Here is a 26,456-nt window from a genome sequence, read left to right on the forward strand (position 1 = left end):
GAAAGCCCGACCCCGGAGGGGCACGCCCAAATTAAAATTATGAGATTTTTTCCAATCTTTGCCGAGTTTCTAGTGTGATTCTTCGTTCCTCAGAATGACAAACTTTGTGTTTATCAATCTTTATAGAGTTACTTGCGAAGATTTCTCTCCCGAAGTCTCGGGATCGAAATGACAAGATTGCGGTTAATCGTAAATTTGAAAAGAAAAAAATCTGCAGAATCTGCTAAATCTGCGTGAGATAAAATTGCCAATCTTTGTGGAGTTCCGAGTGTGATCTCTCCTTCGTTGAGATGACAAGATTGGGTAAATAATTTCCTTAGATTCTTCGACTTCGCTCAGGAACACAAAACAAAACTTATACTTCGTATTCTTTGTAACAAAAAAACTTTGCGACTCCGCGTCTTTGCGAGCAAAAATCTCTTGCGCCCTTTGCGTAAAACCTTAGCGCCCTTTGCGGTTAAAAAAACTTCGTGACTTAGCGCCTTAGTGGCAAAAACAACAAATAAGAAAACTTTAATAAATCTGCTATACGTCACTAAATCAAAAATTAGTAATTTTGAAATTCGAAGTTCAAAAATGAAATAATTATGAAATATCATCAAATAAACAGCGCTCTTTTTGTAAAAAACCGCAGAAAGTTCATGGCTGAAATGAAACCTAATTCTGTTGCAGTATTCAACTCAAACGACATTTACCCAGTTAGTGCCGATAGTACTTTACCTTTTGCTCAACACAGAGATATTTTTTATCTGAGCGGTGTAGATCAAGAAGAAAGCGTTTTGCTTTTGTTTCCAGATGCGCCTTATGAAAGTCAGAGAGAAATTCTTTTCTTGAGAGAAACCAACGATCATATCGCCGTTTGGGAAGGTGAAAAATTGACTAAAGAACGTGCTTTTCAGGTTTCAGGAATTAGAACGGTTTATTGGTTACAGGATTTTCATAAAGTTTTGAACGAAATGATGACGTATGCTGATACGATGTACATTAATACAAACGAACATTACCGCGCTAGTGTTGAAACAGAAACTCGTGAAGCTCGTTTTGTAAAATGGTGGAAAGAGCGTTATCCTGCACACAATGTGGCAAAAAGTAACCCAATTTTACAAAGATTGCGTTCTGTAAAAGAAAGCGAAGAAATCGATTTGATTCAGCACGCTTGTGATATCACAGAAAAAGGTTTCCGCAGATTATTAGGATTCGTAAAACCAAATGTTACGGAATATGAAATTGAAGCCGAATTGGCGCACGAATTCATCCGTAACCGTTCTAAAGGTTTTGCTTATACTCCAATTATCGCTTCTGGAAACAATGCAAATGTTTTACACTACATCGAAAACAATCAACAATGTAAAGAAGGAGACTTGATTTTATTAGACGTTGCTGCTGAATATGCTAATTATTCTAGCGACATGACGAGAACAATTCCGGTTTCGGGTCGTTTTACAGATCGTCAGAAAGCAGTTTACAATGCGGTTTTAAAAGTAAAAAATGAAGCTACTAAAATGCTTACGCCAGGAACACTTTGGAAACAATATCATGTTGAAGTAGGTAAAATCATGACTTCTGAATTATTAGGTTTAGGATTAATTGACAAAGCTGATGTACAGAACGAAAATCCAGAATGGCCTGCTTACAAAAAATATTTCATGCACGGAACGTCTCACCATTTAGGACTTGACACGCACGATTACGGATTGCTTCACGAACCAATGAAAGCGAATATGGTTTTCACGGTTGAGCCAGGGATTTACATTCCAGCAGAAAAATTCGGAATTCGTTTGGAGGATAACGTTGTGGTTCAGGAAAAAGGAGAACCTTTTAACTTAATGCGCAACATTCCGCTTGAAGTAGATGAGATTGAAACTTTGATGAATGCATAACTAAACCACTCTGCACTGAAAGTGCAGAGGTTTGTTTGACCAGAGACTGAAAGTCTCTCAATTTTGAAAACTTTTTATCAAAACTAAAAAAGTCAAAAGATTATATTTTTTCATATTACTAAAGTACTGCAATAAATTGCAGGGTTTTAAACCCCGATCTGAGACCAATAAAGAAAGCCCTTAATAGTAATTATTAAGGGCTTTTTAAATTATATAAATCGGTTAATTATCCGATTTTAGAAATCTGAAGGTCTAATTGGAATTTACCGTCAGCTTCGTTTCCGTTAATTAGTTCGAAAAGTTCTAATGCTCTTCTTGCGTTTTTCTCTTCTTCTCTTTGCTCAGCTACATACCACATCATGAAATCTTCTGTAGCGTAGTCATTTTCAGCTCTACATTTTGCGATTACTTTATTGATCGCCTGAGTAACTGCAATTTCGTTTTGCAAAGCAATTTCGAATACTTCTTTAAAAGAAGCAAATTCTTGCTGTACCTCTGGAACAGATGGCGTAATTGCAATCCCTCCCATATCTGTAATGAATTTGAAAATTTTCAAGAAATGCTCTCTTTCTTCTTCGGCTTGCTTATACAAATACTCCGCTGTATGTGCAAAACCGTTTCTATCCAACCATGAAGCCATAGCTAAATATTTGTTTGAAGCGTCGCTTTCTAATTTTGCTTGTAAATTCAATATATTTTCTACACCTTCAGTTAATGAAGTGCGTGTTCTTAGTAAATCTTTCATAACCTTTAATTTTTATACGTGTAAAATTACAAAAATTAAAGAAGCCGATCGTAACCCCTTGAAAATTTGGATTTAATCTAAGTAAGAATCTAAATAAGCTCGACGTTTACAATATTGCAAAGCATAGAATGCAGGTTGAGGGTAAATTTTGTTCCGTTTAATAAATCTCTTAATTGCACTATTTCACAGATAGTAAGATTTCTAGAAAAATTTCTTTTGGTAGTTTCAATCAGCTGTGCATCCGATTGATCAGATAAGTCATAAAGCATGTTGAGAATGTCCACACTATTAACCTTTCTTTGAAAAATCAAAAAATCTTGAATTTTATAACTTGACGTAGTATCAACAAAATTGATGATTATACTATCGGTCAAATCACATTGGTAACTGTATCCTTTTTCGGTTTCAAATAATACTTTGGTGGTCAAATCGCTAACTAATGACATTCTGATAAAATTATAACGATGCAAAAATATAGAATTTAAAGCAAATAAGCACATAATTAAGACTAATTTAAAATAACAAAATCACATAAAGTTCTTAAAAACAGCCAACGTACGTTAAACACTGTAACATTCTACAGCATTTTTTGTCTAATTTTAAAAACAAATACCTAAGAAATTATGCAAGCACACGAAATAGATTATCAGATTTTTGGAGAAGAAATGCAGTATGTGGAAATAGAACTGGATCCACAGGAAATTGTAATTGCCGAAGCAGGCAGTTTTATGATGATGGAAAACAATATCCAAATGGAAACTATATTTGGAGACGGTTCTCAACAACAAGGTTCGGGTTTGTTTGGCAAACTTTTAAATGCTGGCAAAAGAGTTCTTACTGGCGAAAGCTTGTTTATGACTGCATTTTTAAATCAGGGCCATACCAAAAGTAAAGTTTCATTTGCATCACCTTATCCTGGAAAAATTCTTCCAATTGATTTAACTCAATTTCAAGGTAAATTTATCTGTCAAAAAAGCTCTTTTTTATGCGCTGCTAAAGGCGTTTCTGTCGGAATTGAATTTTCTCAGAAACTAGGTCGCGGCTTATTTGGTGGCGAAGGTTTTATCATGCAGAAAATCGAAGGAGACGGTATGGCATTTGTACATTCTGGGGGAACAATGGCTAAAAAAGAATTAGCTCCCGGTGAAGTCTTAAAAGTAGATACTGGATGCATTATTGGTTTTACCAAAGATGTAGATTATGACATTGAATTTATTGGCGGCATTAAGAACTCTATTTTTGGTGGCGAAGGTTTATTTTATGCCACTTTAAAAGGTCCGGGAACAGTCTTTATACAATCGTTACCTTTCTCAAGATTGGCTGACCGTATTATTGCATCGGCACCGCGATCTGGCGGAAACAGTCGTGATGAAGGAAGCCTTCTTGGTGGACTAGGAAATCTTTTGGATGGTGATAACCGATTTTAATTTTAAAATGGCTTTCAGAAATGAAAGTCATTTTTATTATTTTACAAATATAATTTTGTCATAAATAAATTTATAACTCTTTTAAAGATTTCCCAATTAAATCAAGACATCATGATATTTTACTTCAGCTTTCTTAACTTTGTGCTTCACAAAAAAAATCTTCATTTTGAAAACGATTTTATATAAAAACACTAAAATATCATACTCAGATTCTGGAATTGGAAACACAATAGTTTTACTTCACGGCTTTCTTGAAAACAAAAAAATGTGGTCAGAATATAGTAATCTGCTTTCAGAAAAAAATCGCGTTGTAGCAATAGACTTATTAGGTCATGGCGAATCTGATTGCTTAGGATACATCCATAAAATGGAAGACAATGCAGGTGCTGTAAATCAAGTTTTAGAACATTTGAATATTGAAAAAGCTTCAATTGTCGGACATTCAATGGGGGGTTATGTTGGTTTGGCTTTTGCCGAATTATATCCAGAAAAAATTCAGAAATTAGTTTTACTAAACTCTACTTCAAAAGAAGATAGCGCAGAAAAAAAACTAAACAGAACACGAGCCATTAAAGCTGTAAAACAAAATTATGTCAATTTTGTAAGTTTAGCGATTGCAAATCTATTCAGCGAAAACAACAGAATTCGATTAGCAGAAGAAATCGAAAAAGTAAAAACGGAGGCTTTAAAAACACCTTTACAAGGAATTATTGCTTCTCAGGAAGGAATGAAAATTAGAAAAGACCGAGAAGAACTACTTCGCAAAAATTTATTTCCGATTTTACTGATATTAGGCAAAAAAGATCCTGTTTTAAATTACGAAGAAAGTCTTTCTCAAATCGAAGATACGACAGCAGAATTGGTTTCTTTTGAAGACGGACATATGAGCCAAATTGAAAACAAGGAAGCTCTAAAAGCTGTTTTATTAGATTTCTTCGAATAAAAACCAAACTATTAAAATCAAAAAAGGCCATTTCTAACCTAGGGTTGAAATAGCCTTTTTCTCATTCTTGGGGGCAAAATATCGTTATAACTTTGAAGTAATGTCTTTCTTGTATTTAGATAAAGTCGCTCTTGTTAATCCAAGATTTGCTTTAGTAGAATCTACCGCTAAGTAGATAAAATATCTTCCATCTTCAGAAACATCAATAATATGAATCTGATCTGTAAGGGTAATTAAAATATCATTAATTTTTTGATTTAATCCTAAAGCTCTAAGCGCATTTAATTTAGCTTTAACAACTTCTAAATTATAAGCCGAAGCCAATTCTGGATCAAAATCAGATTTTACTGTTAGGGAGCAGTAAGACATTCCTGTTTCAACTTCTGTAACCGAAACAGCGATAAATCCGTTAATATTTTCTTTTAAATCGTTTTGAAAATTTTGCAAAAAATCTGACATGTGTATTAAAATATTTGGTTTTTAAATTAGTTGTTAAAAATAGAATCCATTCTTCTCAGCAATAGACCCATTTTGCTTAAATCTTTAGAAAGCAACGCGATGCAATTATCATCTTGATTTTTGCTTGCTACAACAATTCCGTCGTTATTTTTTATCATAACTTGTTTAAGATCTCCATTATTAACGTCTTCAGACATTTCAAGGCACATCTTTAAAATCATTCCGATCATTGCTGCAACATTCCCGTCGTATTCTAAATTAACAGACTCATTCAAGATTCCATCAATATTAAAACTTAGTCCAGACTCTGCGCCAGTCTCTTCTACTAGTGTTTGTAAATCAATCATTTTCTTATTTGTCATGTTTTTGGAAGCCCCAAAGATATTTTAATATTGGTAATTGTGCGATGAACACTTGTTAAAAAAAAGTGCAGTATAACGTACTGATGCACTTTTATTTATCACTTAATTAATCCTATTTTTTTGCAAAAAATCTGCAAAAAAAATTAACATAAAAAACAAATAATACTAAAAACGTAACATTTCACTTAACAAAACTCATTTCTAAAATTAACATTTGCAGATTGTTGCATTTGACAAAAGTTTTTCTATAGCTTTGCAAAAAAATTTAATAAAATGAAAACTGTTGACGAATTACGCTTTGACTTAAATGTAAAACTGGAGAAGTTTAGAAGATTTCGTATTGAAAACGGACACATTAACAACTCGACTTCTGGAGAAAAATCTAAAAAAGGTTTTTTCAAAAAAATATTCAGCTAAAAGCATCTAAAAAATTGCCGAATTTATCAGATAACCTTTCTGTAAAAGTTCGGCTTTTTTATTGATTACCTGCAACTTACCATTATGTAATATTCTTAAATCTGTTGCAATTTCCATAACACTTCTATAATTGTGATCTGTAACAATTATACCTTTTTCTTGAGAATTTTCTTTAATTAGCAACATTACAACCTCTATCATTTTAGGAGACAAACCACTAAACGGCTCATCCAATAATACAAATTTTGACTGATTGGAAAGCATCAATTTAATCTGGAGATATCGCAATTCTCCAAAAGACAAATCCCTAATTTTTTGATTTAAAAGAGATTTAAAAAAATCATCTTCACAAACAGAATGCGCTTTTTGTTTATCGACAGATAACAAAATGGTTTGCAAAACCGAAAAATGATTTGGAATAAATTGGTTTTGATGTAGATAACCAATTTCATTTAACAAAGTAGAAGCATTATTTTTTGAAATTCCGTTAATAAAAATACTTTTATCCAAAGCGGGCACTATTCCAAATATAATTTTTAACAGTGTAGATTTTCCGGAGCCATTTCTACCAAACAACCCTATTATTTGACCTGTTTCCAATTTCAAATAAATATCCGAAAGCAATAATTTATTATTATAGCTTTTTTTAATTCCGCTTACTTCAAGAAATATATTTTTTCAAGATATTTTTTGAATTAAAACCCAAATCGTCGAAAACAGAAATACAAAAACAAAATTTAGCAAAAGACTACAAAACAAAAGTCTTCTTTTTGAAAGACCATTGTTCCTATAAAACAAATATTCATTTTGGCGATACGCTTCTTTAAATCCAATACTTGAAACAAAACCTAGTGTAGCTATCATCATTAAAAAATGATTAAATCCGCCAAAAAGAAATGCAATGGCAGAAGCGGCTAGATTTACGATCAAAGTCGACTTATAAAATTCAAATATGTTTCTAAATTTCCTGATAAGATGTTCTAGATTTTTTCCTCAAAAGGAATATTAATATCCAAAATCTCACTCAGCAAATTCGCAATTTCTTCCAAATAAGAATTCAAGATTTGAGGTGACACTATAACATCTAGATCTTTTTCTTCTTTAAAACCAAAAGGCAAAAAACCCGATTTTAAGTTTTTGAATGATATAATTCCAACTTCTATAGGAAGTTCGCCAGCCTGTTTTTCGAACATGAAAGCATAAGCCAAAACTTGAATGATTTTATCATTTTTAAGCTCTTGTGTCAATCCATTCCAGGTTTTCAAGACAACATTAGACTTTTCTACTTTTCCAGTCTTATAATCGATAATTCGTATTTTCCCATCTCGACGTTCAATTCGATCGACATTTCCTTTAATTAAAACAGGAAACGGCAATTTTGGATGGACAAACTCTCGTTCAAAAGTCTGCTCTAAAGCAATTATCTGAATCGCCTCATTGTTTCTTACCGATTCTAATTCCATTTTCAAGAAATTAGAAACATTCCGTTTTGCGACTTCAAAAGCCAAAAGATTTCGCCCTTTCTTGATTTCCCCTTCTTTATAAACCAATTTAAATTGCTTGAGAACTTCATCATCTAGCAATTTAAAACATTTTAAAAGATCGTTCTCAGAAATAAATTTCCCAATAAAAGGCTCATAAAGCGTTTTTAATGTTTCGTGAATAATCGTTCCCAAAGTATTCAAAGCAATATTTTCTTCCACTTCTTCCACTTCACGAATTCTCAATATCTTCTGAAAATAAAACTCAATCGGATTTCGAATATAACTCGTCAATGCTGAGGGCGAAAAACCATTAACAGCAATCTCTCTCAATCGCTCCATTACCAACTCAGACTTACGAACAGAAATGGGTTCATAAGCTGTATTTGGAAGATCAGGATTATAAATATCAAAAATAACATTATGTTGCGGTTTCTTTTCTACTTCTAGTTGCGTAATAAAACGACTTCGTTCTCCAGCATCCAATCCGTCATTTTCAGTATTATAAATCAAATAAATATTTTTAGCCCTCTGTAATAAGTGATAAAAATGATACGTATAAATAGCATCCTTTTCCTTGAAAGTTGGAAGTCCAAGTTCTCTTTTTACATCATAAGGAATAAAGGAATTCTGCGATTTTCCGGCTGGAAATTTACCTTCATTCATAGAAGTTATAATGACAGTATCGAAGTCCAAAACACGACTTTCTAAAACCCCCATGATCTGTAAACCTCGTAATGGCTCACCCTCGAAGGATACTTCTGCTAAATCTATAATCTGTTTGTAAATCGAATGCAGTGTATCGATATTATCAATATGATGATGTTTAGAGTAATAATTTATAAGCTTATTTATTACTTTAAAAACGCCATACACAAAAGCTTTGGCAATTTTTTCTTCTTCATTGTCATTACTAAAGTGATCTTTAATTGCGATCAACAAAGTCGAAATGTTTTTTAAAACTGTAACCGAACCATTTTCCCATTTTTCAAATAATAAATTAAAAAAACTTGAAGACTCCGGATGAAGTTCTAAAATTTTCTGATACGTAATAAAAGTATAATTATTCTCTTTTATAATCCTTACCAATCTATGTGCATTCGCATAGGGCTCCACCAAAGGATGTGTCAAAATATCAAGCACGTCTTTATAATAAAAAACATAACTCCCCCCTTTTCGAGAAAGCGCATTGGTATGCATTTTAAATAATTTGGCAACAAATATCTGCGACGGGTTGTTCTTTCCAGAATATCCCATCGTAATATTTAATGCTCCAACAGATGAAGGAAGCGAGTATAAAACTGGCACCAATAAATTTTCCTCACCAAGCACCACTGCAACTTTATCTAGCGAAGCATCAGGATTTTGATCTATTAAATTCTCAATAATACTTCCCGCTAATTTTGCTTGGCCAATTGTTTTTGGAGTTCCTATTATTTGAATGTTTTTTGACTGCGAAAAATCATCAACAATCCATTCAAAAACATTTGACTTATAATGTTTCCAACTTTCTTTAAATCGTCTTAAAAAAAGTCCCGCATCATGATATGGATCATTTAGAAAAGCCTGGTCAGCATCCCAATAAATCCTAGCTTGATCTAAAGCTAATAAATGCTGTACTATTTTTTCTTCGGCAGCATTCAAAGCATTGAAACCAGCAAAAATAAATGTGCGGTTTCCAATAGTATTCGAAAAATGATTAAGATTATTCACCGCTTCTCTATAAATCAAACCTTGATATCCAATTGACTTAAAAAGCAAATGATTGTACAACGACTCGTAGTACAACGGCAGCAACTTCCAGAAATCTATGTAGTTTTCAAGAAGCTTTGTTTTTTGATCTACTTCCAGCCCCCATCTTTTTATATCTTCAATATCTTTCAGATAAGATAGAACATGCGAAGGGTTCAGAAGATATCTGTCAATTTCATTAAAGTCCTGTAGAAGCGTTTTTGCCCAATTTGCAAACAGCTCAAAAGATTGTTGCTGTTTTTTTTCTGTAATAGATAAATAAACTTCATAAAACTCAAACAGAAGCTCAATCGAATCAACCGAACGAATTGAAGCTACATCTTGAACAAAATCTTCTATACTTGTAATCTCTGGAGCAATAATAGTTTTTGAAGTCTCTTTTTTAAGAGCTTCGATCAAAAAAACTTTTGCCCTTTTATTAGGAAGAATTATTGTTATTTCAGAAAGTTTACCTGCAAAGTCCTGAATTACAATAGAGGCAATTTTTTGAAGAAAAGAAGTATTTACCATAGGATAAAAATAAAAAAAGCCATTCAATTAAGAATGGCTTTTCCTGTTTATTTAGAAAACTAATTATAGTTTACCTTGGTATTTAGAACCAATGTGTCTAATTTCAGTTCTTCTGTTTTGTGCTTTACCTGCAGCAGTTTTGTTACTTGCAACTGGTTGGCTAGCTCCAAATCCTTTAGACTCTAAGTTCTCTGGGTTAACACCTCTTTGAACTAATGCATCTAACACAGCTTTAGCTCTGTCTTCAGAAAGTTTTTGGTTGATTTTAGCAGAACCTGTACTATCTGTGTGTCCTTCAATAGAGAATTTCGCGTTTGGATAGTTTTTAAGGATTTCTTTAACAGCATCTAATCTAGCTTGAGTTTCTTTATCTCCAGTTTTGAAAGTAGCTTTTCCTGAGTTGAAGTATACCGCTCTAGCTTGAACTTTAAGATCTTCTAACGCCTCAGAAGTTACTTCTGGACATCCTCTGTTACTAGCAGGACCATAAACTGTAGGACAGTCATCATCTTTATCAGCAACACCATCTTTATCAGCATCTAAGAATGGGCAACCACCGTTTTCTTTAGGACCAGCAACTGTAGGACATTTATCGTCTTTATCAGCAATTCCGTCTCCGTCAGTATCAGGACAACCTTTTAAAGCAGCTAAACCAGCAACATCTGGACAAGCGTCATCTTTATCAGCAATTCCGTCTCCGTCTGTATCAGGACATCCGTTTAATGCAGCTAAACCAAATACATCTGGACAAGCATCAGAAGCGTCAACGATTCCGTCACCGTCAGTATCAGGACATCCGTTGAATTGTTTTAAACCAGCAACATCTGGACAAGCATCGTCTTTGTCATAAATTCCGTCTCCGTCAGTATCTTTACCTCCGAATTTGAAAATTAAACCTGCAGTATGTTGGAAGTGAGATGGAGTATCAATTTCTCCATTGTAGTCATTTCTACCAGGATTATCTCCTGAACCTGCAGCAACAGCCCATTTGTATCTTGTAGCAAGCTCAAGACCAATAGCATCTGTAAACCAGAAAGTAATTCCAGCTCCTGGGTTAACAGTTCCAAAACTGTCATCTCCTAAGAAAGTATAACCTCCACCAATAGATAACGAAGGATCAACCACTTTAGATTTGATTAATTCTTGGAAGCTGTATTTGATAGTAGCATCAATTCCGTAGTACATTAAGTCACCAGGATTAGTTACAACGTTACCTCTTCCATCATGTCCTGGAGCAGTTGGTCTAAAATAAACAGCTTTATCAATTTTGTTTACAGATCCTTGTAAACCAACTGAGAAACCGTGTCCAACATATCTATTTACTCCAATGTAAGATAGAGAAGGAAGAATATTCCAGTTGTCTTTTACAGCGAATGGCTGAGAGAAGTGTTGATCAAAAAACCCATGACCAGCTCCTGAACTTGTTCTAGTATCCACAGCATTAACCCCGAAAGAGATCGCCCATGGATTGTTACTGTCTTGCGCGTGAGAACTTAAACCCATCGCCATCAATACAGCAACTAAAAGTTTGTTAAGATGTTTCATACTTAATTTTTTTAATTACAATTTAGTTAATTACAAGCAAAAGTAACACCAAATTTTTTAAATACAAAATGAAATGTTAAAAAAAACCTACAAAAATTTGACCAAAGTGGTAATTATATAACTTTTAACATTTTACCGACAACTGTGAAGGCTTCTATCGCTTTATCCAAGTGTTCTTTTTCATGCGCCGCAGATAACTGCACACGTATTCTAGCTTTATCTTTTGGAACCACAGGAAAGAAAAAACCAATAACATAAATTCCTTGTTTCAGAAGCTCGTTTGCCATTGTCTGAGACAATTTTGCATCATACAACATTACTGGAACAATAGCAGAATCTCCATCAATAATATCAAAACCTGCTTTTTTCATACCTTCTTTAAAATAGTTGGTATTCCATTCTAGCTTATCACGAAGTGTAGTGTCTTTTTCCAACAACTCAAATACTTTTATTGAAGCCCCAACAATTGCAGGCGCCAATGAATTTGAAAACAAATAAGGTCTAGATCTCTGACGCAATAATTCGATTATTTCTTTTTTCGCAGTAGTATATCCTCCCATAGCTCCTCCCAAAGCTTTACCTAGAGTTCCAGTAATAATATCTACTCTTCCCATTACCCCTTTTGCTTCAAGAGTTCCTTTTCCTGTTGCCCCGATAAAACCAGCGGCGTGACATTCGTCCACCATAACCATTGCATCGTATTTATCAGCAAGGTCACAGATTTTATCTAATGGCGCTACTAGACCGTCCATAGAGAAAACTCCATCAGTAACAATTAATTTAAAACGAGCTCCTGCTTCATTTGCTTTTATTAATTGCTGCTCCAAATCTCCCATATTATTGTTTTCATAACGATAACGAGCCGCTTTACATAAACGAACACCATCGATAATAGAAGCATGATTTAAGCTATCTGAAATAATTGCATCATTTTCTCCCAACAAAGGTTCGAACACTCCTCCATTTGCATCGAAGGCTGCCGCATATAATATGGTGTCTTCTGTACCATAAAAATCAGCAATTTTTTTCTCTAATGTTTTATGAATATCTTGGGTTCCGCAAATGAATCGTACAGAAGACATTCCGAAACCATGCGTATCCATTGCATCTTTAGCAGCCTGTACAACTTCTGGATGCGAAGAAAGTCCTAAATAATTATTAGCACAAAAGTTCAACACTGTTTCACCTGTCGAAATTGTGATTTCTGCTCCCTGAGGAGAAGTAATAATGCGTTCCTTTTTGAAAATTCCATTTTCTTCAATTGCCTGCAATTCTTTTTGCAGATGTTCTTTTATTTTACCGTACATTTTCCATTTATTTAAAACGTTAAAAATTAACAGCTTAACAAAAATAAAGCTTCGTTTTTCTTTAACATCTGATTAATTTTTTCACAAATTTACCACTTCAATTTCTGTTCCTATATACACTAATGCCTTTTTTAGAACCGTGTACCCTAAATCTTCAATTGCATCTTGATACTCCTGAATTTGCTGCTGATATTTTGCATTAACAGCTCCAGTTTTATAATCCAACAAAAAAGCTTGTTTATTTTCCAAAAAGACAACTCTATCTGGCTTTAAAATCCTTCCTTCTTTCTGCACGATGGTCTGTTCATTCAGAACTCTATCTTTTCCATCAAAACAAACATTCAATTCTGGGTGATTGACTATTTCTTTTAGAGTTTTCAAAACCTGATCTACTTGGTCGTACGTTATCAAACCATTCTCGATAGCTTTTGTTACTGCCAAATCAACATCCGATTTATCTTTCACATAAGCCAGAATTTCATGAACAATATTTCCATATGAAATAGCTTCTTGCTGATGCGTTCCCCACATCAAAGCTTCGCGTTGCGCGATTTTAATATTTTTCGAATTTAAAACCTCTCTCACAATAGGAATCGACTTAACCGTATCTACTGTTCTAGTAATTTTTGACAACCTGGTTTTATTTCCAAACTCGTAATTCAATTTTTCTTCCTCATAAACCCCTTCATTGATCAAGAATTTAATAAAAAAAGAAGCCATATTATTCGGATATTCACCATCGCTTTTAGCTTTTAACGATTGAGAAATCACATACAACTGTTCTTCGGCACGAGTTAGAGCAACATACAGCACATTTATATTATCTAAAAGCTCTTCTTGTTTTTTCAAATTGAAAACTGCCGAAGCGCTTTCTCCGAAACCCTCAACAGCGCTGCTATTATCGACCAAAGCTTTTGGAACTCCTAAATCGATTTCCTCCGTATCTAGCCACAACTTATCTTTTGGTTTTCTGTTATAATCTTCATCTGCAAAAGGCATAATTACAACCGGAAACTCTAATCCTTTAGATTTATGAATGGTCATAATACGAACAGCATTATTTCCTTCTGGAGATGGGATGCTAAATTTCTCAGAATTTTTATCCCAGAAAATCAAAAAGTCTGCAACCCCAGATTGATTTCGAATATCTCTTTCTAAAACAATATCTAGAAAAAACTGTACATAAGCATTTCCTTCAGACGGAAGAATAAATTTAGAAATTATGATCTCTACTGCTTCGTACAAAGATTTCTTTCGCACATCTTCGAATGAAAAAGAAACATCAAAAGTCATAAGCCATTCTTCAAATTCTTTCTCAAATCTGTAACTCATTCCCAATGCGATGAAATCATGAACAGGCATTGACAAATCTTTTGTTGAAGAAAGAAAATGCAAAAAGTTGGCTTTCGATTCTAAATCAGCACTATTGTTTAAATATCTTAAAAGATGAATTATCAAACGAACTTCCGATGCATTTTGAATCATCAAAGTTTCTGAAGAAAGAAGCGGAACACCCTGTTCTGTCAAATAATTTGCAACCGCAATTCCTTGATCTCTTTTTCGGGTCAGAATTACAATATCTTTATATTCAAAACCTTGCTTAACTACTTCTCTAATTGTATTTAAAGTTGCCAAAACATACAGATCAGATTTCTCTAAAACCTCTTCTTCATCTACAGATTCATTTTTCTCAGCAATCGGAAGAAAAGAAATATTTACATAACCGCCTTTTTTTGAATTCGTATTTTGAAAACTGTGATTTTCATATAAATCCTTATAATCTTCATTTGTAAATTCAGCCGAAATTAATTTAAAGAAAGCATTATTGAATTCAATAACTTCACTATAACTTCTATAATTGGTATCTAAATGCTTCACTATTTTTTCATGATGAAAAAAAGCGACCTCTTCTTTACTTAATTCGATAAATTGCTCTGCTTTTCCTCCGCGCCAGCGATAAATAGACTGTTTCGGATCTCCCACAATCATCAAAGTTCCTTTATTTCCAAAATCATCTAGACCAGAAAGCGAATTGTCAATAAGCGGAATCAAGTTCTGCCATTGCATTTCTGAGGTATCCTGAAATTCATCGATAAAGAAATTACGATAGCGCTCCCCCAAACGTTCGTAAATAAAAGGCGCTGGCTGATTCTGAATTTCGCGATGAATGATTGCATTGAATTCTGAAATCGATAAGATATTTTGTTCTGACTGAATTTTTGCAAGCTCATTACTCACTGTATTCAGCAAAGAAAGTGGTGTTATGTTTTTTAAAAAAGCTTTATAAAAATCTCTTTTTTCAAAGTTTTGATAAACCTCTTTTAATATTTGAAGCAATTCTGGAATAATATTTTCAATTAACGCTCGGTCCTTTGCCGTTTTGTTAATTGCAATATCATCAAACTCATGAAAGGTCTTATTTTTTGGATTGAATTTCCCATCTCGAATACTTTGCAAATGATTTGGAAAAGTTCCTCTCGAAAATGATTTTAGATCAATTCCGTTTTTATCAATCAATTCAATTGCTTTCGTTGCAAGACCTTCATTTACATCTTCCAATTCTTTGCAAAGCGCTTGCATCTTCTTTTTAATCTCAACAAACTCTTCAATTGTTTTATCTTGAAAATGAAGAATTTCATTTCGATTGTTTTCATTCAAAACCAACCTTCCTGTTTCAAGAATTTCACGAGAAACATCCCAGCTTTTATCATCATCGGTTTTTTCCATTGTAAAATCGATGAGCAGTTTGGTCAATGTTTCGTCCTCCCCAGCTTGTGCGATAATAGCGTCAACAGCTTCAACCAATAAATTTTCGGTATCCAGAGTAACCTCAAAAGTCATTGGAAGATTTAAGTCATGTGCAAATGCACGGATAACTTTATGGGTAAATTTATCAATGGTAGAAATATCAAAAGCGGCATAATTATGAATTAAGTGCTTTATGATCTGCTGCGATTTGGTTTTAATTTTAATAATCGAAAGTCCAGTCTCACGCGATAGATCTTCCATTAAATCAGCTGCCTTTGGAGACGGTTCGTCTTTTGCAAATTCAGATAAATTTCCAACAATACGGCTTTTCATTTCATGAACTGCTTTGTTGGTAAAAGTAATTGCTAAAATATTTCGGTACGCATCGTTTTTTGGAGAAGAAAGAATAATCTTTAAATATTCTTTTACCAAAGTATACGTCTTTCCTGATCCCGCAGAAGCATCATAAATGAAAAAAGACGGACTTTGCATAAGTTTGGTTTTAGTATTGTAAAAATAGCACAATTAAATATTAAATCCCAATAATGAAAAATTCCAAATTCCAATTTTTGAAGCATTAATTGCAAACAAATATTAGAATTTGGAATTTTTTATGTTGTATTTTTAAATAATTAGTGTTTTGGAAAAGCTCTTTTGTTGAAAACTAAAAGTATACCTACACCTGTAGAAATTGCCACATCGGCTACATTAAAAATCGCATTGAAGAAAGCAAAGTGTTTTCCGCCAAATAATGGAAGCCAACTTGGGAGTTCTCCTTCCCAAATAGGAAAATAAAACATATCTACAACCAAACCGTGAAACCATGTCCCGTATGGAACTGGAGAAAAAATAGTCGCTAAGTTATGTGTACTATCATCAAAAATAACTCCGTAGAAAACAGAATCAATAATATTTCCTGCTGCTCCAGCAAAGATTAATGCAATAGCCGCTATTAAATAATTCGAATGACGCTTTTTTACTGAATCAGAAAGCCACCATCCAATTCCAACAACTGCAAAGATTCTGAATACTGTCAAAATTAATTTTCCATATTCTCCAGGAATTTTTGTTCCCCAAGCCATTCCTTCATTTTCAATAAAATGAATTCTAAACCAATCAGCAATAACAAATTCTTCGCCTAAAACGAAATTTGTTTTGACATAAATCTTAGAAAGCTGATCAACAATTAAAACTAGAAATATAAGGAAATACGCTTTTCGTAATGACATTTTATAATTTTTTGATGGGCAAAAATAACAATTTAATCAAAAAAAACGCTCCTAAAGGAGCGTTAATTGTTTTGTAACAAACTAAACAAGTTTATCTGCTAATCTAAACCTAGTAAAGTTTACTTTTTTACAGCAGCTTTTGCTGGTGTCTTTGGACTGTCGGAGAAAAAATCTGAAATAGATTTGAATATCCCCTTACTTTCTTTTCCGGCTGCCAATTTCTTAGCTTCTCCCTTTTTTACATCAGCTTTAAACTTAACGCGCAGTTTTTCAAATTCTTTCATTCTGCGCTCTACATCAGAGTTTACTTCTTTGAATTTCAATACTTTAGCCATAATGTAAGTTTTTGGTAGTAAATAATTTAAATTATTAATGATTTGGCATTACAATGATACATAAATTAATTTATATTTGTTAAACAAAATTAACAGTTGTTTAGGATAATTAACTATTAATTTTAAAAAGAAATACCAAAATAAACTGAATTTAACATTCCTCCCAAAATCCTACAAATCATGAATGAAATCACAACTACACTAAACGACTTTCTTGTCAGCACAAAATCTACTGCTGCATTAATTTTAAATGGAAAAGGAAAACTAATTACTTCCTTAAATCTTGATTATGGCGACAGTATTGCCGCAATGAGTGCAGCTATTCTATCTATGAGCGAAAAATTCTTAATTGATTTGGAAAAAGGCTCTCTAAAACAACTATATCTAAAAAGTGCCGAAGGCGTCATTGTTGGAAACAAAATAAGCGGCTCTAACTTTATCGTTGCTTTCTCTAAAGAAGGAAGTAACTTAGCATTATTGATGCGCTCTACAGAAGAAGTCTCTGTAGAATTAAGCAAAAATTCCCTATTGAAATAATATAAATTCTATTAACAAATTAACCCAAATGAACTATGAGTAATGATTTTTTAAACGTGTTTTTAAATGAAATGAAAACCAACGTAAACGGCTTTATCGCTGTAGCAGTAACAGAAATTGAATCTGGATTAAGCTTTGGAAATTTAACGATTGATCCAAGTTTTGACCCAGAACTGGCCGCTGCCTATAACTTAGAAGTTGTAAAAGCTAAATTAAGCGCTGTAAAAGCATTGAATTTAAACCAAGACATCGAAGATATTTTGATTACTTTATCGAATCAAATTCACATTATCGATATTTCTCCAAACAAAAAATTCATGATCTACCTTGCAGCAGATGCTTCAAAAGCAAACCTTGGTATGACTAGAGCTATTTTAAGAAAGCACAAAGCTGAAGTTGAAAAAAACCTAGCCTAAGTTTCTTGAATATAACGCACTGAAAAACCGTCTTTAAAGACGGTTTTTTTATTTGAAAAGCACACGAAAAACAAAAAAGAATCAAACTAAATAGTTCTTACAAAAACCAACACCTCATCTTTAAAATTATTTTGATTAATTATAAATAATTTCTTTCAAAGCATAAATTCGACCATGAACTCGCTCATAGCTAAATGTTAAACAAAAAAAACGCCCCTTAAAGGAGCGCTTTTCTCTTACGTAGTTTTACGAAATTTTATCTTTGCAAGTTTTTAGCTTCGATACTCATTGTTGCATGAGGAACGATTTTAAGCCTTTCTTTGCTAATTAATTTACCTGTTACTTTGCAGATACCGTAAGTTTTGTTTTCTACACGGAATAAAGCATTTTTTAAGTCACGAATGAATTTCTCTTGTCTGATAGCCAACTGAGAGTTTGCTTCTTTTGACATGGTCTCACTTCCTTCTTCAAAAGCTTTAAAAGTTGGAGAAGTATCGTCAGTACCGTTATTCAAATCGTTCATATAGGCACTTTTGATCAAATCAAGATCTTCTTGTGCTTTTTTAATTTTTGCTTGGATTATTTCTTTGAACTCTGCTAAATCTGCATCAGAGTATCTTGTAATTTCATCTATCATTTTCTAACTATTTTGAAATTAATATAATGGTTTTAATGTCATCAAACTCAATTTCTGTGCCGTTTTCTAAAGCGTCAGCAAAAACCAGTTCGTCTGTTAATGTTTCAGACTTAATATAGTCTTCATTTTTTAAAACAGCTTCTTCTAAAATACCGTTTCTTTTTATTTGAACTTTAATCTTATCCGTAACCTCAAATCCTGAATCTTTACGAATGTTTTGTATTCTATTTACTAACTCTCTAGCGATACCTTCATTTTTTAATTCTTCGGTAAGAGTAATATCAAGCGCAACTGTTATTCCGTTTGAATTAGCAACCAACCATCCTTCGATATCTTGTGATGTAATTTCCACATCTTCTAATGATAAAGTTACACTATTTCCTGCAATAACAATATTTAGCGTTCCTTGCTTGTCCAGCTGATTGATCTGATCTGCAGAAAAACCTTGTATCTCCTTAGAAATCAAGCCCATGTCTTTCCCAAAACGTGGACCAAGAGCTTTAAAATTAGGCTTAATTTGCTTAACCAAAATACCAGAAGCATCGTCTAAAAGTTCTATTTCCTTAACGTTTACTTCGGCTTTTACAAGGTCAGAAATAGCTTCGATTTCAGCACGCTGATTCTCGTCAAGTACTGGAATCATTACCTTTTGCAGAGGTTGACGAACTTTAATCATTTCTTTTTTACGTAGTGACAACACCAAAGAAGAGATTGTTTGCGCCTTCTGCATTTTGCTTTCCAACGTTTTATTAACAAAGTTTTCGACAAATTTTGGGAATTCAGCCAAGTGAACACTAGCAAAATCCTCACTTCCCGTTGAAGTTGTTAAATCACGGTATAATTTATCCATAAAAAATGGAGCTACCGGAGCGCTTAGTTTACTGATTGTAAGCAAACAAGTATAAAGCGTTTGGTAAGCTGCAATTTTATCCTTTGCATATTCTCCTTTCCAGAAACGACGACGACATAAACGAACATACCAGTTACTTAAGTTTTCCTGAACGAAGTCAGAAATTGCTCTTGTCGCTTTTGTTGGCTCATAATCTTCGTAGCATTCGTCAACAAATTTGATTAAAGAGTGTAACTCAGAAATAATCCATTGATCGATTTCTGGTCTTTCATTTAACGGAATTTCAGCTTCTGCATATTTAAATCCGTCGATGTTAGCATATAGCGAGAAGAATGAATAGGTATTGTAAAGCGTTCCGAAGAATTTACGTTTAACCTCAGCAATTCCTTCAAGATCAAACTTCAAGTTATCCCAAGGATTTGCATTCATAATCATATACCAGCGGGTAGCATCTGGACCGTTTTCTGCAATGGTTTTAAATGGGTCTATGGTATTTCCTTTACTCTTAGACATTTTAATTCCATTTTTATCCAAAACCAAACCGTTTGAAACTACGTTTTTGTATGCTATTTTATCAAAAACCAAAGTTCCGATTGCATGCAAAGTATAAAACCATCCGCGAGTCTGATCTACTCCTTCTGCAATGAAATTTGCTGGAAAATCTTTGTTGCCATCAATTTTTTCTTTGTTTTCAAAAGGATAATGCCATTGCGCATAAGGCATTGCTCCAGAATCGAACCAAACGTCGATTAGATCACTTTCGCGCTTCATTGCTTTTCCAGAAGCAGAAACTAAAGTAAGCCTATCAACAACATTTTTATGCAAATCGATCAAATCATAATTTGACTCAGACATGTTTCCGATTTCAAATCCTTTAAACGGATTTTCTTTTTGAAAACCTGCTTCGATTGATTTTTCGATTGCATTGTACAATTCTTCAACAGAACCGATAATAACTTCTTCTGTTTTATCTTCTGTTCTCCAAATTGGCAACGGAATTCCCCAATATCTAGAACGAGATAAGTTCCAATCGTTGGCATTTTTAAGCCAATTTCCAAAACGTCCTTCACCAGTAGATTTAGGTTTCCAATTGATAGTTTCGTTCAGGTCGAACATTCTATCTTTTACATCGGTTACTTTGATGAACCATGAATCTAGAGGATAGTATAATAACGGCTCGTCTGTTCTCCAGCTGTGTGGATAACTGTGCACGTATTTTTCAACTTTAAAAGCTTTGTTTTCTTCTTTTAAACGAATAGCGATTTCAACATCTACAGATTTCTCTGGAGCTTGTCCTGCATCGTAATATTCGTTTTTAACGTATTTACCAGCCAAATCACCTACATGAGAAGTGAATCTTCCTTGTAAATCTACTAATGGAACTGGAGTTCCGTTTTCGTCTAACACCAACATTGGCGGAACTTCTGGCTTTGCTTCTTTTGCTACTTTAGCATCATCTGCACCAAAAGTCGGAGCTGTATGCACAATTCCTGTTCCATCTTCAGTTGTAACAAAATCACCCGCAATTACTCTAAATGCATTTTCAGCATTTTCAAAAGGCAATACATAAGGCAATAATTGCTCGTAACGGATTTCTACTAAATCTGCTCCTTTTGCTTCGGTTAAGATTTTATATGGAAGTTTTTTATCTCCAGCTTTTACGTTATCAAAATCAGCATCGTCTTCACTTAAGAAATATCCTTTTCCGAATTGTTTTCCAACTAAGTTTTTAGCCAAAACAACATTGATTGGCTCAAAAGTATATTGATTGAATGTTTTAACTAAAACATAATCGATTTTTGGCCCAACTGTCAAAGCTGTATTTGACGGAAGTGTCCAGGGAGTCGTCGTCCAAGCTAAAATGTGGATGTCTCCAAAACCTTGCAAGAATGAAGGCAATGTTTCTGGCAAAGTTTTAAACTGAGCTACGATTGTAGTATCTGTTACATCACGATACGCTCCAGGCTGGTTTACTTCGTGAGAAGACAATCCAGTTCCTGCTTTTGGAGAGTAAGGCTGAATTGTGTATCCTTTGTACAACAAACCTTTATCGTAGATTTGTTTCAAAAGCCACCAAACAGATTCCATATATTTAGGTTTGTAAGTCACATACGGATCTTCCATATCTACCCAATAACCCATTTTTTCGGTCAAATCATTCCATACGTCCGTATAACGCATAACGGTTTTTTTACACGCTTCGTTATATTCTTCGATCGAAATGGTTTTACCAATATCTTCTTTTGTAATTCCTAATTCTTTTTCGGTACCCAATTCAACAGGCAAACCGTGAGTATCCCATCCAGCTTTTCTTTTTACCTGAAAACCTTTTTGAGTTTTATATCTGCAAAAAATATCTTTAATCGCACGCGCCATTACGTGGTGAATACCAGGCAATCCGTTTGCTGAAGGCGGACCTTCAAAAAATACGAAAGGCTCAGCACCTTCGCGAGTTGTTACACTCTTTTCAAATATATTTTCTTTCTTCCAAAAATCAAGAACTTCAGACGCTACAGTTGGTAAGTCAAGTCCTTTGTATTCAGTAAATTTTGTACTCATTTTATCCTTTTCTTAAACGAGGTGCGAAAGTAGTAAATTTAAGTCAGAAGTAGAATATCTAAAGCCAAAAGTTGGCACTTTTAAGGCAATTTTTAAGACTCAAAAAGAAATCATTATCAAAAAAAGAAATTACGAGCGCTTTTTTTCAAAAATTCTTAATTCAAATACACTTTTTTAAAAGATTAACAGCATTGCACTTTAGAGTTATGAAATTTTGTTAAATTTTAACATAATGAAATCTATTATTAGGAATTGTAAGATTAATAATTGTAGTTTTATGCCCAACTTTAAAAAATGTGTATGAGAACAAAATTACTTATCCTATGCTTACTTACAGTAAGTTTTGCAAAAAGCCAGAATCTTCTACAAAACGGTAGTTTTGAGAATTTTACTGATACAACTCCTAATTCATGGTTTTTTTTAACAGGAGCGACCTCACAACAAAGTACAATATTTAGCGACGGAATTTCAAGTCTTGATGTTTCGCCTGTAGGATTTTTTCCTGTTCAATTACCTAATGCTATTTTCTCTCAGGATTTCACAGTAAGTGATTTAGAAACTTACACTTTAAAATTTGATTATTTCATTCCTGGCACCAGTTTGACTAATTACATTAGTAGCCTAACATTTGAAATTTCCAAAAATGGCAATGAGGCAATTTTCGCTCCACCACCAACTCCTACAAATGCTATTACTTATGGCACTTGGAAAACGGTAACTTATGATTTTAAAATAGCAATGTTCAATTCTGGATACACTTCCGCAAGTCTTAAACTAAACTATGTTGTAAGTATCGACCAAGATTTGGCAGATCACCACATATACTTTGATAATGTAAGCATCGTTAAAAAATCTACTTTAGGAACTGTTGATTTTGACAAAAAAGCCAACCCGATAGCATCTATGTCTAAAGAAGAAATAAGATTAAACAGCGATTTTAAAAATTCTTCTTATGTAATTTATTCTATTGATGGTAAAGCCGTAAAAAGAGTAAACAACAACTCTTCTGAAATCATCGGAATTTCTGGATTACCAAACGGAGTTTATTTATTAAAATTAAACGACTTAGGCACTTCAGTTAAGTTCATCAAATAATAAGGTTAAGCAACCTCAAACAAAAAAAGGATCGAGTTAAACTTGATCCTTTTTTGTTTATATAATTAAAGAAAATATATTCTTAAGAAAAAACCTCTTTTAAAATCTCCAAAGATTTCGGCCTTTTAAAACCTTCCAAATGCAGACTGTAATAATCAATTAGAATTTTAAGAAGAATCTGTCTTTCTAAAACATGAAAGACTTTTTGATCGTTATCGAATTTTAATTCCAATAGTTTCTTAAACAGATTGGTCTCGTGCTCTGAAAGCACATTTCCTTTTTGAAAAAGTGTAAAAACGCCTTCATTCATTTCAAAAAAAGGCAAATCAATTTCAGAGATATCAGGATAGAAACCAAGATATTTTGTGATTTCTAAAAGCAGAATCAAATGAAAATTAGAAATTTCATCATGATGGTCCAGCCAAGTTAGCGCCGTTTCTAAAAAAAGAAATAGCTGCTCGTTTTTTTCTTCTTCTTGAATGGAATAATGAAGCATTTCGGACAAGAACATTACCATAGTACTTTTCACAATATCAGTATGAATAGTCTGAAACGGAACAGCACTTTTTATTTCTTTAAAATTCTCTAAAGTTCCTTTATTCTTATGAACAGCTTCAATTTCTAAAATCGAAAAAGGCTGAAAATAAGCAATTTTCTGACTTGCCTTTCTGCTTGAAAAAGCATCGCGCACAAAATAAGATTTCAGTCCGCTTGAAAGTGTAAAACATTTTACAATCAAGCTTTTCTCCTGAAATTTTAAAGATGAAATTACTATGGCTTTTGTTTTGACGAGCACAAATTTTTGTTTTTTTGTTTCAAGTTTCAGGTTTCAGGTTTAGCAAATGACGATAAGCTGAAGACTAAAAAAGACTGAACACTCAACACTGATCTTATCGTATAATCATTACTTTCTTAACTTTAGTTTCTCCTCCATCTTCTGCAGAGATAAAAACCATGTAAACACCAGATGCTACTTTATATTTGCCAAAAGCAGTGGTGTCCCATTCGATTGTTCCTCCAGAAGAGGTAACTTCGTAAACTAAATTCCCTTCTATATCTGTTATTTTTACATTTGCCTTATCAATTAATCCGGCCACTTTAACTGTTCCCGAATAAGTTGGACGCACTGGATTTGGATAAACATACACATTGCTTAAATCGTCATTTGCCCCTGTTGCAATTCCACCAAACGAAACCAATCCTTTGTCGGTTGCAATAAAGACCTCTCCCGTTTTAGCATTTATCTTAACATCATTAATATAATTACTTGGCAATGGCGAATTGTTTATTGTAAAATGATATTTTGTCTCCTGACCATTTGGCGAAACCATAAATATTCCAGAATCTGCCGTTCCAATCCATTTATTATTGGCGCCGTCTACTGCTATCGAAGTTACAAACTGTTCATATAATAGCTCTTGAGCCAAATCGTCTTCGGTTATAATAATCGAATTTGCTTTTAACTGACTATCTGTTTGAAAACTAGAAATATTAGAGAGAACTCTCAAACCTTTTGTTGTTCCTATCCAAAGCTGATTTTTTGCATCTAAAGCTATTGCTCTAACATCGGCAATGGGCAGATTTCCAGCATCGGTTCCAAAAGTCATTTTTTTAAAGGTATTTGTAGCTTCATTAAACCCTACAACTCCATTTTTATAAGTTCCAATCCATTTTACATTATTGCGATCTACCACTATACTTGAATAATTATCTTCCCCCACATCGTCTGATATAGAAGTCATCGAATAACTACCCCATTGCCCATTTGTTTTTAAAACTTTCAATCCATTATTGATTCGGCTGTTGGTCACCCAAAGATTTCCAGATTTATCAAAAGCCGTTGCATTGATTCGGACATCTACATAATCTGGCGAAGCTGTTTTAAGTGATTCTAAACCACTATTCTCTTCGTTATATAAATGAGTTGGAATATCGCTTTCAATTTTCAATAATCCAGAGAAAAAAGAACTCGCATAAACCTGTTTTTCGTTATTAGGATTTATATAGATTCTCGTTATTGATTTTGCATCATAAACATCAGAATATGGAAGATTTAACCATCCTGAAGCATTAAATCGACTAATCCCGTAGCTATCCAAAGGGTATGGATTATAAACAGCATCATAATCTCCATAAACTGCCCACAAAACATTTGAACCAGCATCTATAGAAAAAATATCATTACGCACTGGACCGCTAGGTGTACTGTTTTCGAAAGCTGTGGCATTATTTAAAGTAGAGGTAAACAATCCTTTTTCTTTTGTTCCAATAAAAATCTGATTTCCAACTGCAGTTGCACAACTAAAATTCAGGGTATTATCTAAAACTTGAGAATTTGCAATTTGTCGACTCAACACCATTTGATTATTATAAACATATACGGTATTGGCAGTTGTGACAAATAAATTATGATTTTTCGCTCGTGTATCAACAGCTGCTTGAGGCAATTGTAAAAAGCCCACAAAAGTATTGGAGTTAAACCTATGAATATACCCCGCACTATTTATTGCAATAAGTTCTGAATCCAAAGCCTCTACACTTGACCAATCTCCACCATTTACTATTGACCATTGGCTATAATCTACAAGATTAGCATTTGTAATGTCTGCTTTTCTCATACCGCTTGATGTTGCTGCAAAAATAAATCCGTTAAACATTGTGGTTTGCTTTACGCTTATTTCTGCTCCATTATCGCCAATAAAATACGTGTCGCCAAATTGAGACGTTTTAAGATTAAATTGAACAATTCCAAAATTGCAAGAGACATATATCAATCCATTATTTTCCATAAAATGATTGATCTTTTTAGTATTTGCTGGCAATTGCTTATTAATTATATCCACAACCTTTAGAATACTCCCGTCGACTTCATTAATCAATATCATCAAACCATTTTCATAACCGATAATTGTTTTTTTTGATGCTTCGCTGTAATAAACTGCCGAAATGGTCTGGCCCGAAAGTCCGTCAACGGTAGTTGTTGTTTTAAGGACATTTGTTGCTGAATTTTTTGAAAATAATGCATTTTCGGAGGCCGCAAAAACAGTTGTTGCAGATTCTGAAATGTCTTTTATTTCATTAAATGAAAAATATCCCTGCCAAGACAATTTGCTCTGCGCTCCGCAAAACTGAATTAGAAGTAAAAACAAACCGCAGAAAAATACTTTTTTCATCATATAATGTATTCGAATAGACAAATATAATACAAACGGGATTTTATTT

At 33.5% G+C, this 26,456-nt stretch carries 22 protein-coding genes; 7 read left to right on the forward strand and 15 right to left on the reverse strand.

The genetic code is table 11. The features are described from left to right. The first annotated feature begins 587 nt into the window (after window positions 1-587). Entirely contained in the window at window positions 588-1,880 is a 1,293-nt protein-coding gene (locus tag M0M44_RS03690; protein ID WP_248728552.1) for an aminopeptidase P family protein, read from the forward strand. A gap of 226 nt (window positions 1,881-2,106) precedes the next feature. Here M0M44_RS03690 and M0M44_RS03695 read toward each other — a convergent pair whose 3' ends face one another. Then, window positions 2,107-2,625 carry a ferritin gene (locus M0M44_RS03695; RefSeq protein WP_248728553.1) on the reverse strand — a complete coding sequence of 173 codons (519 nt, stop codon included), beginning with the start codon at window positions 2,623-2,625 and terminating at the stop codon, window positions 2,107-2,109. Window positions 2,626-2,714: 89 nt separating this feature from the next. Then, window positions 2,715-3,071 carry a hypothetical protein gene (locus tag M0M44_RS03700; RefSeq protein ID WP_248728554.1) on the reverse strand — a complete coding sequence of 119 codons (357 nt, stop codon included), beginning with the start codon at window positions 3,069-3,071 and terminating at the stop codon, window positions 2,715-2,717. Between the two features lie 177 nt (window positions 3,072-3,248). Here M0M44_RS03700 and M0M44_RS03705 point away from each other — a divergent pair, with 177 nt between their 5' ends. Both M0M44_RS03705 and M0M44_RS03710 read left to right on the forward strand, forming a co-directional pair. Continuing rightward, window positions 3,249-4,052 carry a TIGR00266 family protein gene (locus M0M44_RS03705; protein ID WP_248728555.1) on the forward strand — a complete coding sequence of 268 codons (804 nt, stop codon included), beginning with the start codon at window positions 3,249-3,251 and terminating at the stop codon, window positions 4,050-4,052. Between the two features lie 166 nt (window positions 4,053-4,218). Beyond that, window positions 4,219-4,995: an alpha/beta fold hydrolase gene (locus M0M44_RS03710; protein ID WP_248728556.1), complete on the forward strand. Its 777-nt coding sequence runs from the start codon at window positions 4,219-4,221 to the stop codon at window positions 4,993-4,995. An 84-nt stretch (window positions 4,996-5,079) separates the two neighbouring features. Here M0M44_RS03710 and M0M44_RS03715 read toward each other — a convergent pair whose 3' ends face one another. Continuing rightward, window positions 5,080-5,454, reverse strand: a complete 375-nt coding sequence (locus tag M0M44_RS03715; RefSeq protein WP_198855345.1) for a hypothetical protein — start codon at window positions 5,452-5,454, stop codon at window positions 5,080-5,082. 26 nt (window positions 5,455-5,480) lie between these two features. Further along, a complete protein-coding gene (locus M0M44_RS03720; RefSeq protein WP_248728557.1) occupies window positions 5,481-5,816 on the reverse strand; it encodes a roadblock/LC7 domain-containing protein in 336 nt (111 codons plus the stop codon). Between the two features lie 273 nt (window positions 5,817-6,089). On the opposite strand from M0M44_RS03720, the gene M0M44_RS03725 reads away from it, so the two are divergent. Further along, the gene (locus tag M0M44_RS03725) at window positions 6,090-6,233 is read left to right on the forward strand and encodes a hypothetical protein (protein ID WP_248728558.1); all 144 of its coding nucleotides are present in this window, start codon (window positions 6,090-6,092) and stop codon (window positions 6,231-6,233) included. 6 nt (window positions 6,234-6,239) lie between these two features. Here the strand turns inward: M0M44_RS03725 and M0M44_RS03730 are convergent, their stop codons facing one another. From M0M44_RS03730 to M0M44_RS03760, 7 genes are all read right to left on the reverse strand, one after another. After that, window positions 6,240-6,857 carry an ATP-binding cassette domain-containing protein gene (locus tag M0M44_RS03730; RefSeq protein WP_420842757.1) on the reverse strand — a complete coding sequence of 206 codons (618 nt, stop codon included), beginning with the start codon at window positions 6,855-6,857 and terminating at the stop codon, window positions 6,240-6,242. Window positions 6,858-7,213: 356 nt separating this feature from the next. Next, window positions 7,214-9,976, reverse strand: a complete 2,763-nt coding sequence (locus M0M44_RS03735) for a PD-(D/E)XK nuclease family protein (protein ID WP_248728560.1) — start codon at window positions 9,974-9,976, stop codon at window positions 7,214-7,216. Window positions 9,977-10,039: 63 nt separating this feature from the next. Continuing rightward, window positions 10,040-11,521, reverse strand: coding sequence for an OmpA family protein (locus M0M44_RS03740; RefSeq protein WP_248728561.1), 1,482 nt, complete (start codon window positions 11,519-11,521; stop codon window positions 10,040-10,042). A gap of 113 nt (window positions 11,522-11,634) precedes the next feature. Further along, the gene (gene kbl, locus M0M44_RS03745; protein WP_248728562.1) at window positions 11,635-12,828 is read right to left on the reverse strand and encodes a glycine C-acetyltransferase; all 1,194 of its coding nucleotides are present in this window, start codon (window positions 12,826-12,828) and stop codon (window positions 11,635-11,637) included. Window positions 12,829-12,909: 81 nt separating this feature from the next. Then, window positions 12,910-16,068, reverse strand: coding sequence for a UvrD-helicase domain-containing protein (locus M0M44_RS03750; RefSeq protein WP_248728563.1), 3,159 nt, complete (start codon window positions 16,066-16,068; stop codon window positions 12,910-12,912). A gap of 140 nt (window positions 16,069-16,208) precedes the next feature. Then, complete coding sequence (locus tag M0M44_RS03755) at window positions 16,209-16,805, reverse strand: lipoprotein signal peptidase (protein ID WP_248728564.1); 597 nt, start codon at window positions 16,803-16,805, stop codon at window positions 16,209-16,211. A gap of 119 nt (window positions 16,806-16,924) precedes the next feature. Beyond that, the gene (locus tag M0M44_RS03760) at window positions 16,925-17,140 is read right to left on the reverse strand and encodes a hypothetical protein (protein ID WP_129746639.1); all 216 of its coding nucleotides are present in this window, start codon (window positions 17,138-17,140) and stop codon (window positions 16,925-16,927) included. Between the two features lie 180 nt (window positions 17,141-17,320). Here M0M44_RS03760 and M0M44_RS03765 point away from each other — a divergent pair, with 180 nt between their 5' ends. Beyond that, window positions 17,321-17,677, forward strand: coding sequence for a roadblock/LC7 domain-containing protein (locus M0M44_RS03765; protein ID WP_109190909.1), 357 nt, complete (start codon window positions 17,321-17,323; stop codon window positions 17,675-17,677). 35 nt (window positions 17,678-17,712) lie between these two features. Beyond that, the gene (locus M0M44_RS03770; protein ID WP_057115205.1) at window positions 17,713-18,093 is read left to right on the forward strand and encodes a hypothetical protein; all 381 of its coding nucleotides are present in this window, start codon (window positions 17,713-17,715) and stop codon (window positions 18,091-18,093) included. 256 nt (window positions 18,094-18,349) lie between these two features. Here the strand turns inward: M0M44_RS03770 and M0M44_RS03775 are convergent, their stop codons facing one another. Beyond that, the gene (locus M0M44_RS03775; RefSeq protein WP_012022792.1) at window positions 18,350-18,730 is read right to left on the reverse strand and encodes a TraR/DksA family transcriptional regulator; all 381 of its coding nucleotides are present in this window, start codon (window positions 18,728-18,730) and stop codon (window positions 18,350-18,352) included. 7 nt (window positions 18,731-18,737) lie between these two features. Next, window positions 18,738-22,139, reverse strand: coding sequence for an isoleucine--tRNA ligase (ileS, locus tag M0M44_RS03780; protein ID WP_248728565.1), 3,402 nt, complete (start codon window positions 22,137-22,139; stop codon window positions 18,738-18,740). Window positions 22,140-22,439: 300 nt separating this feature from the next. Here ileS and M0M44_RS03785 point away from each other — a divergent pair, with 300 nt between their 5' ends. Beyond that, on the forward strand, window positions 22,440-23,234 hold the full coding sequence (locus M0M44_RS03785) for a glycan-binding surface protein (RefSeq protein ID WP_248728566.1): 795 nt from the start codon (window positions 22,440-22,442) through the stop codon (window positions 23,232-23,234). Window positions 23,235-23,316: 82 nt separating this feature from the next. Here the strand turns inward: M0M44_RS03785 and recO are convergent, their stop codons facing one another. Further along, a complete protein-coding gene (gene recO / locus M0M44_RS03790) occupies window positions 23,317-24,030 on the reverse strand; it encodes a DNA repair protein RecO (protein ID WP_248728567.1) in 714 nt (237 codons plus the stop codon). Window positions 24,031-24,124: 94 nt separating this feature from the next. After that, window positions 24,125-26,407 (reverse strand): type IX secretion system anionic LPS delivery protein PorZ, encoded by a 2,283-nt coding sequence (gene porZ, locus M0M44_RS03795; protein WP_248729983.1) that lies wholly within the window; start codon window positions 26,405-26,407, stop codon window positions 24,125-24,127. Window positions 26,408-26,456 lie beyond the last annotated feature (49 nt).

It is taken from the genome of Flavobacterium humidisoli, assembly GCF_023272795.1.
GTDB lineage: Bacteria > Bacteroidota > Bacteroidia > Flavobacteriales > Flavobacteriaceae > Flavobacterium > Flavobacterium humidisoli.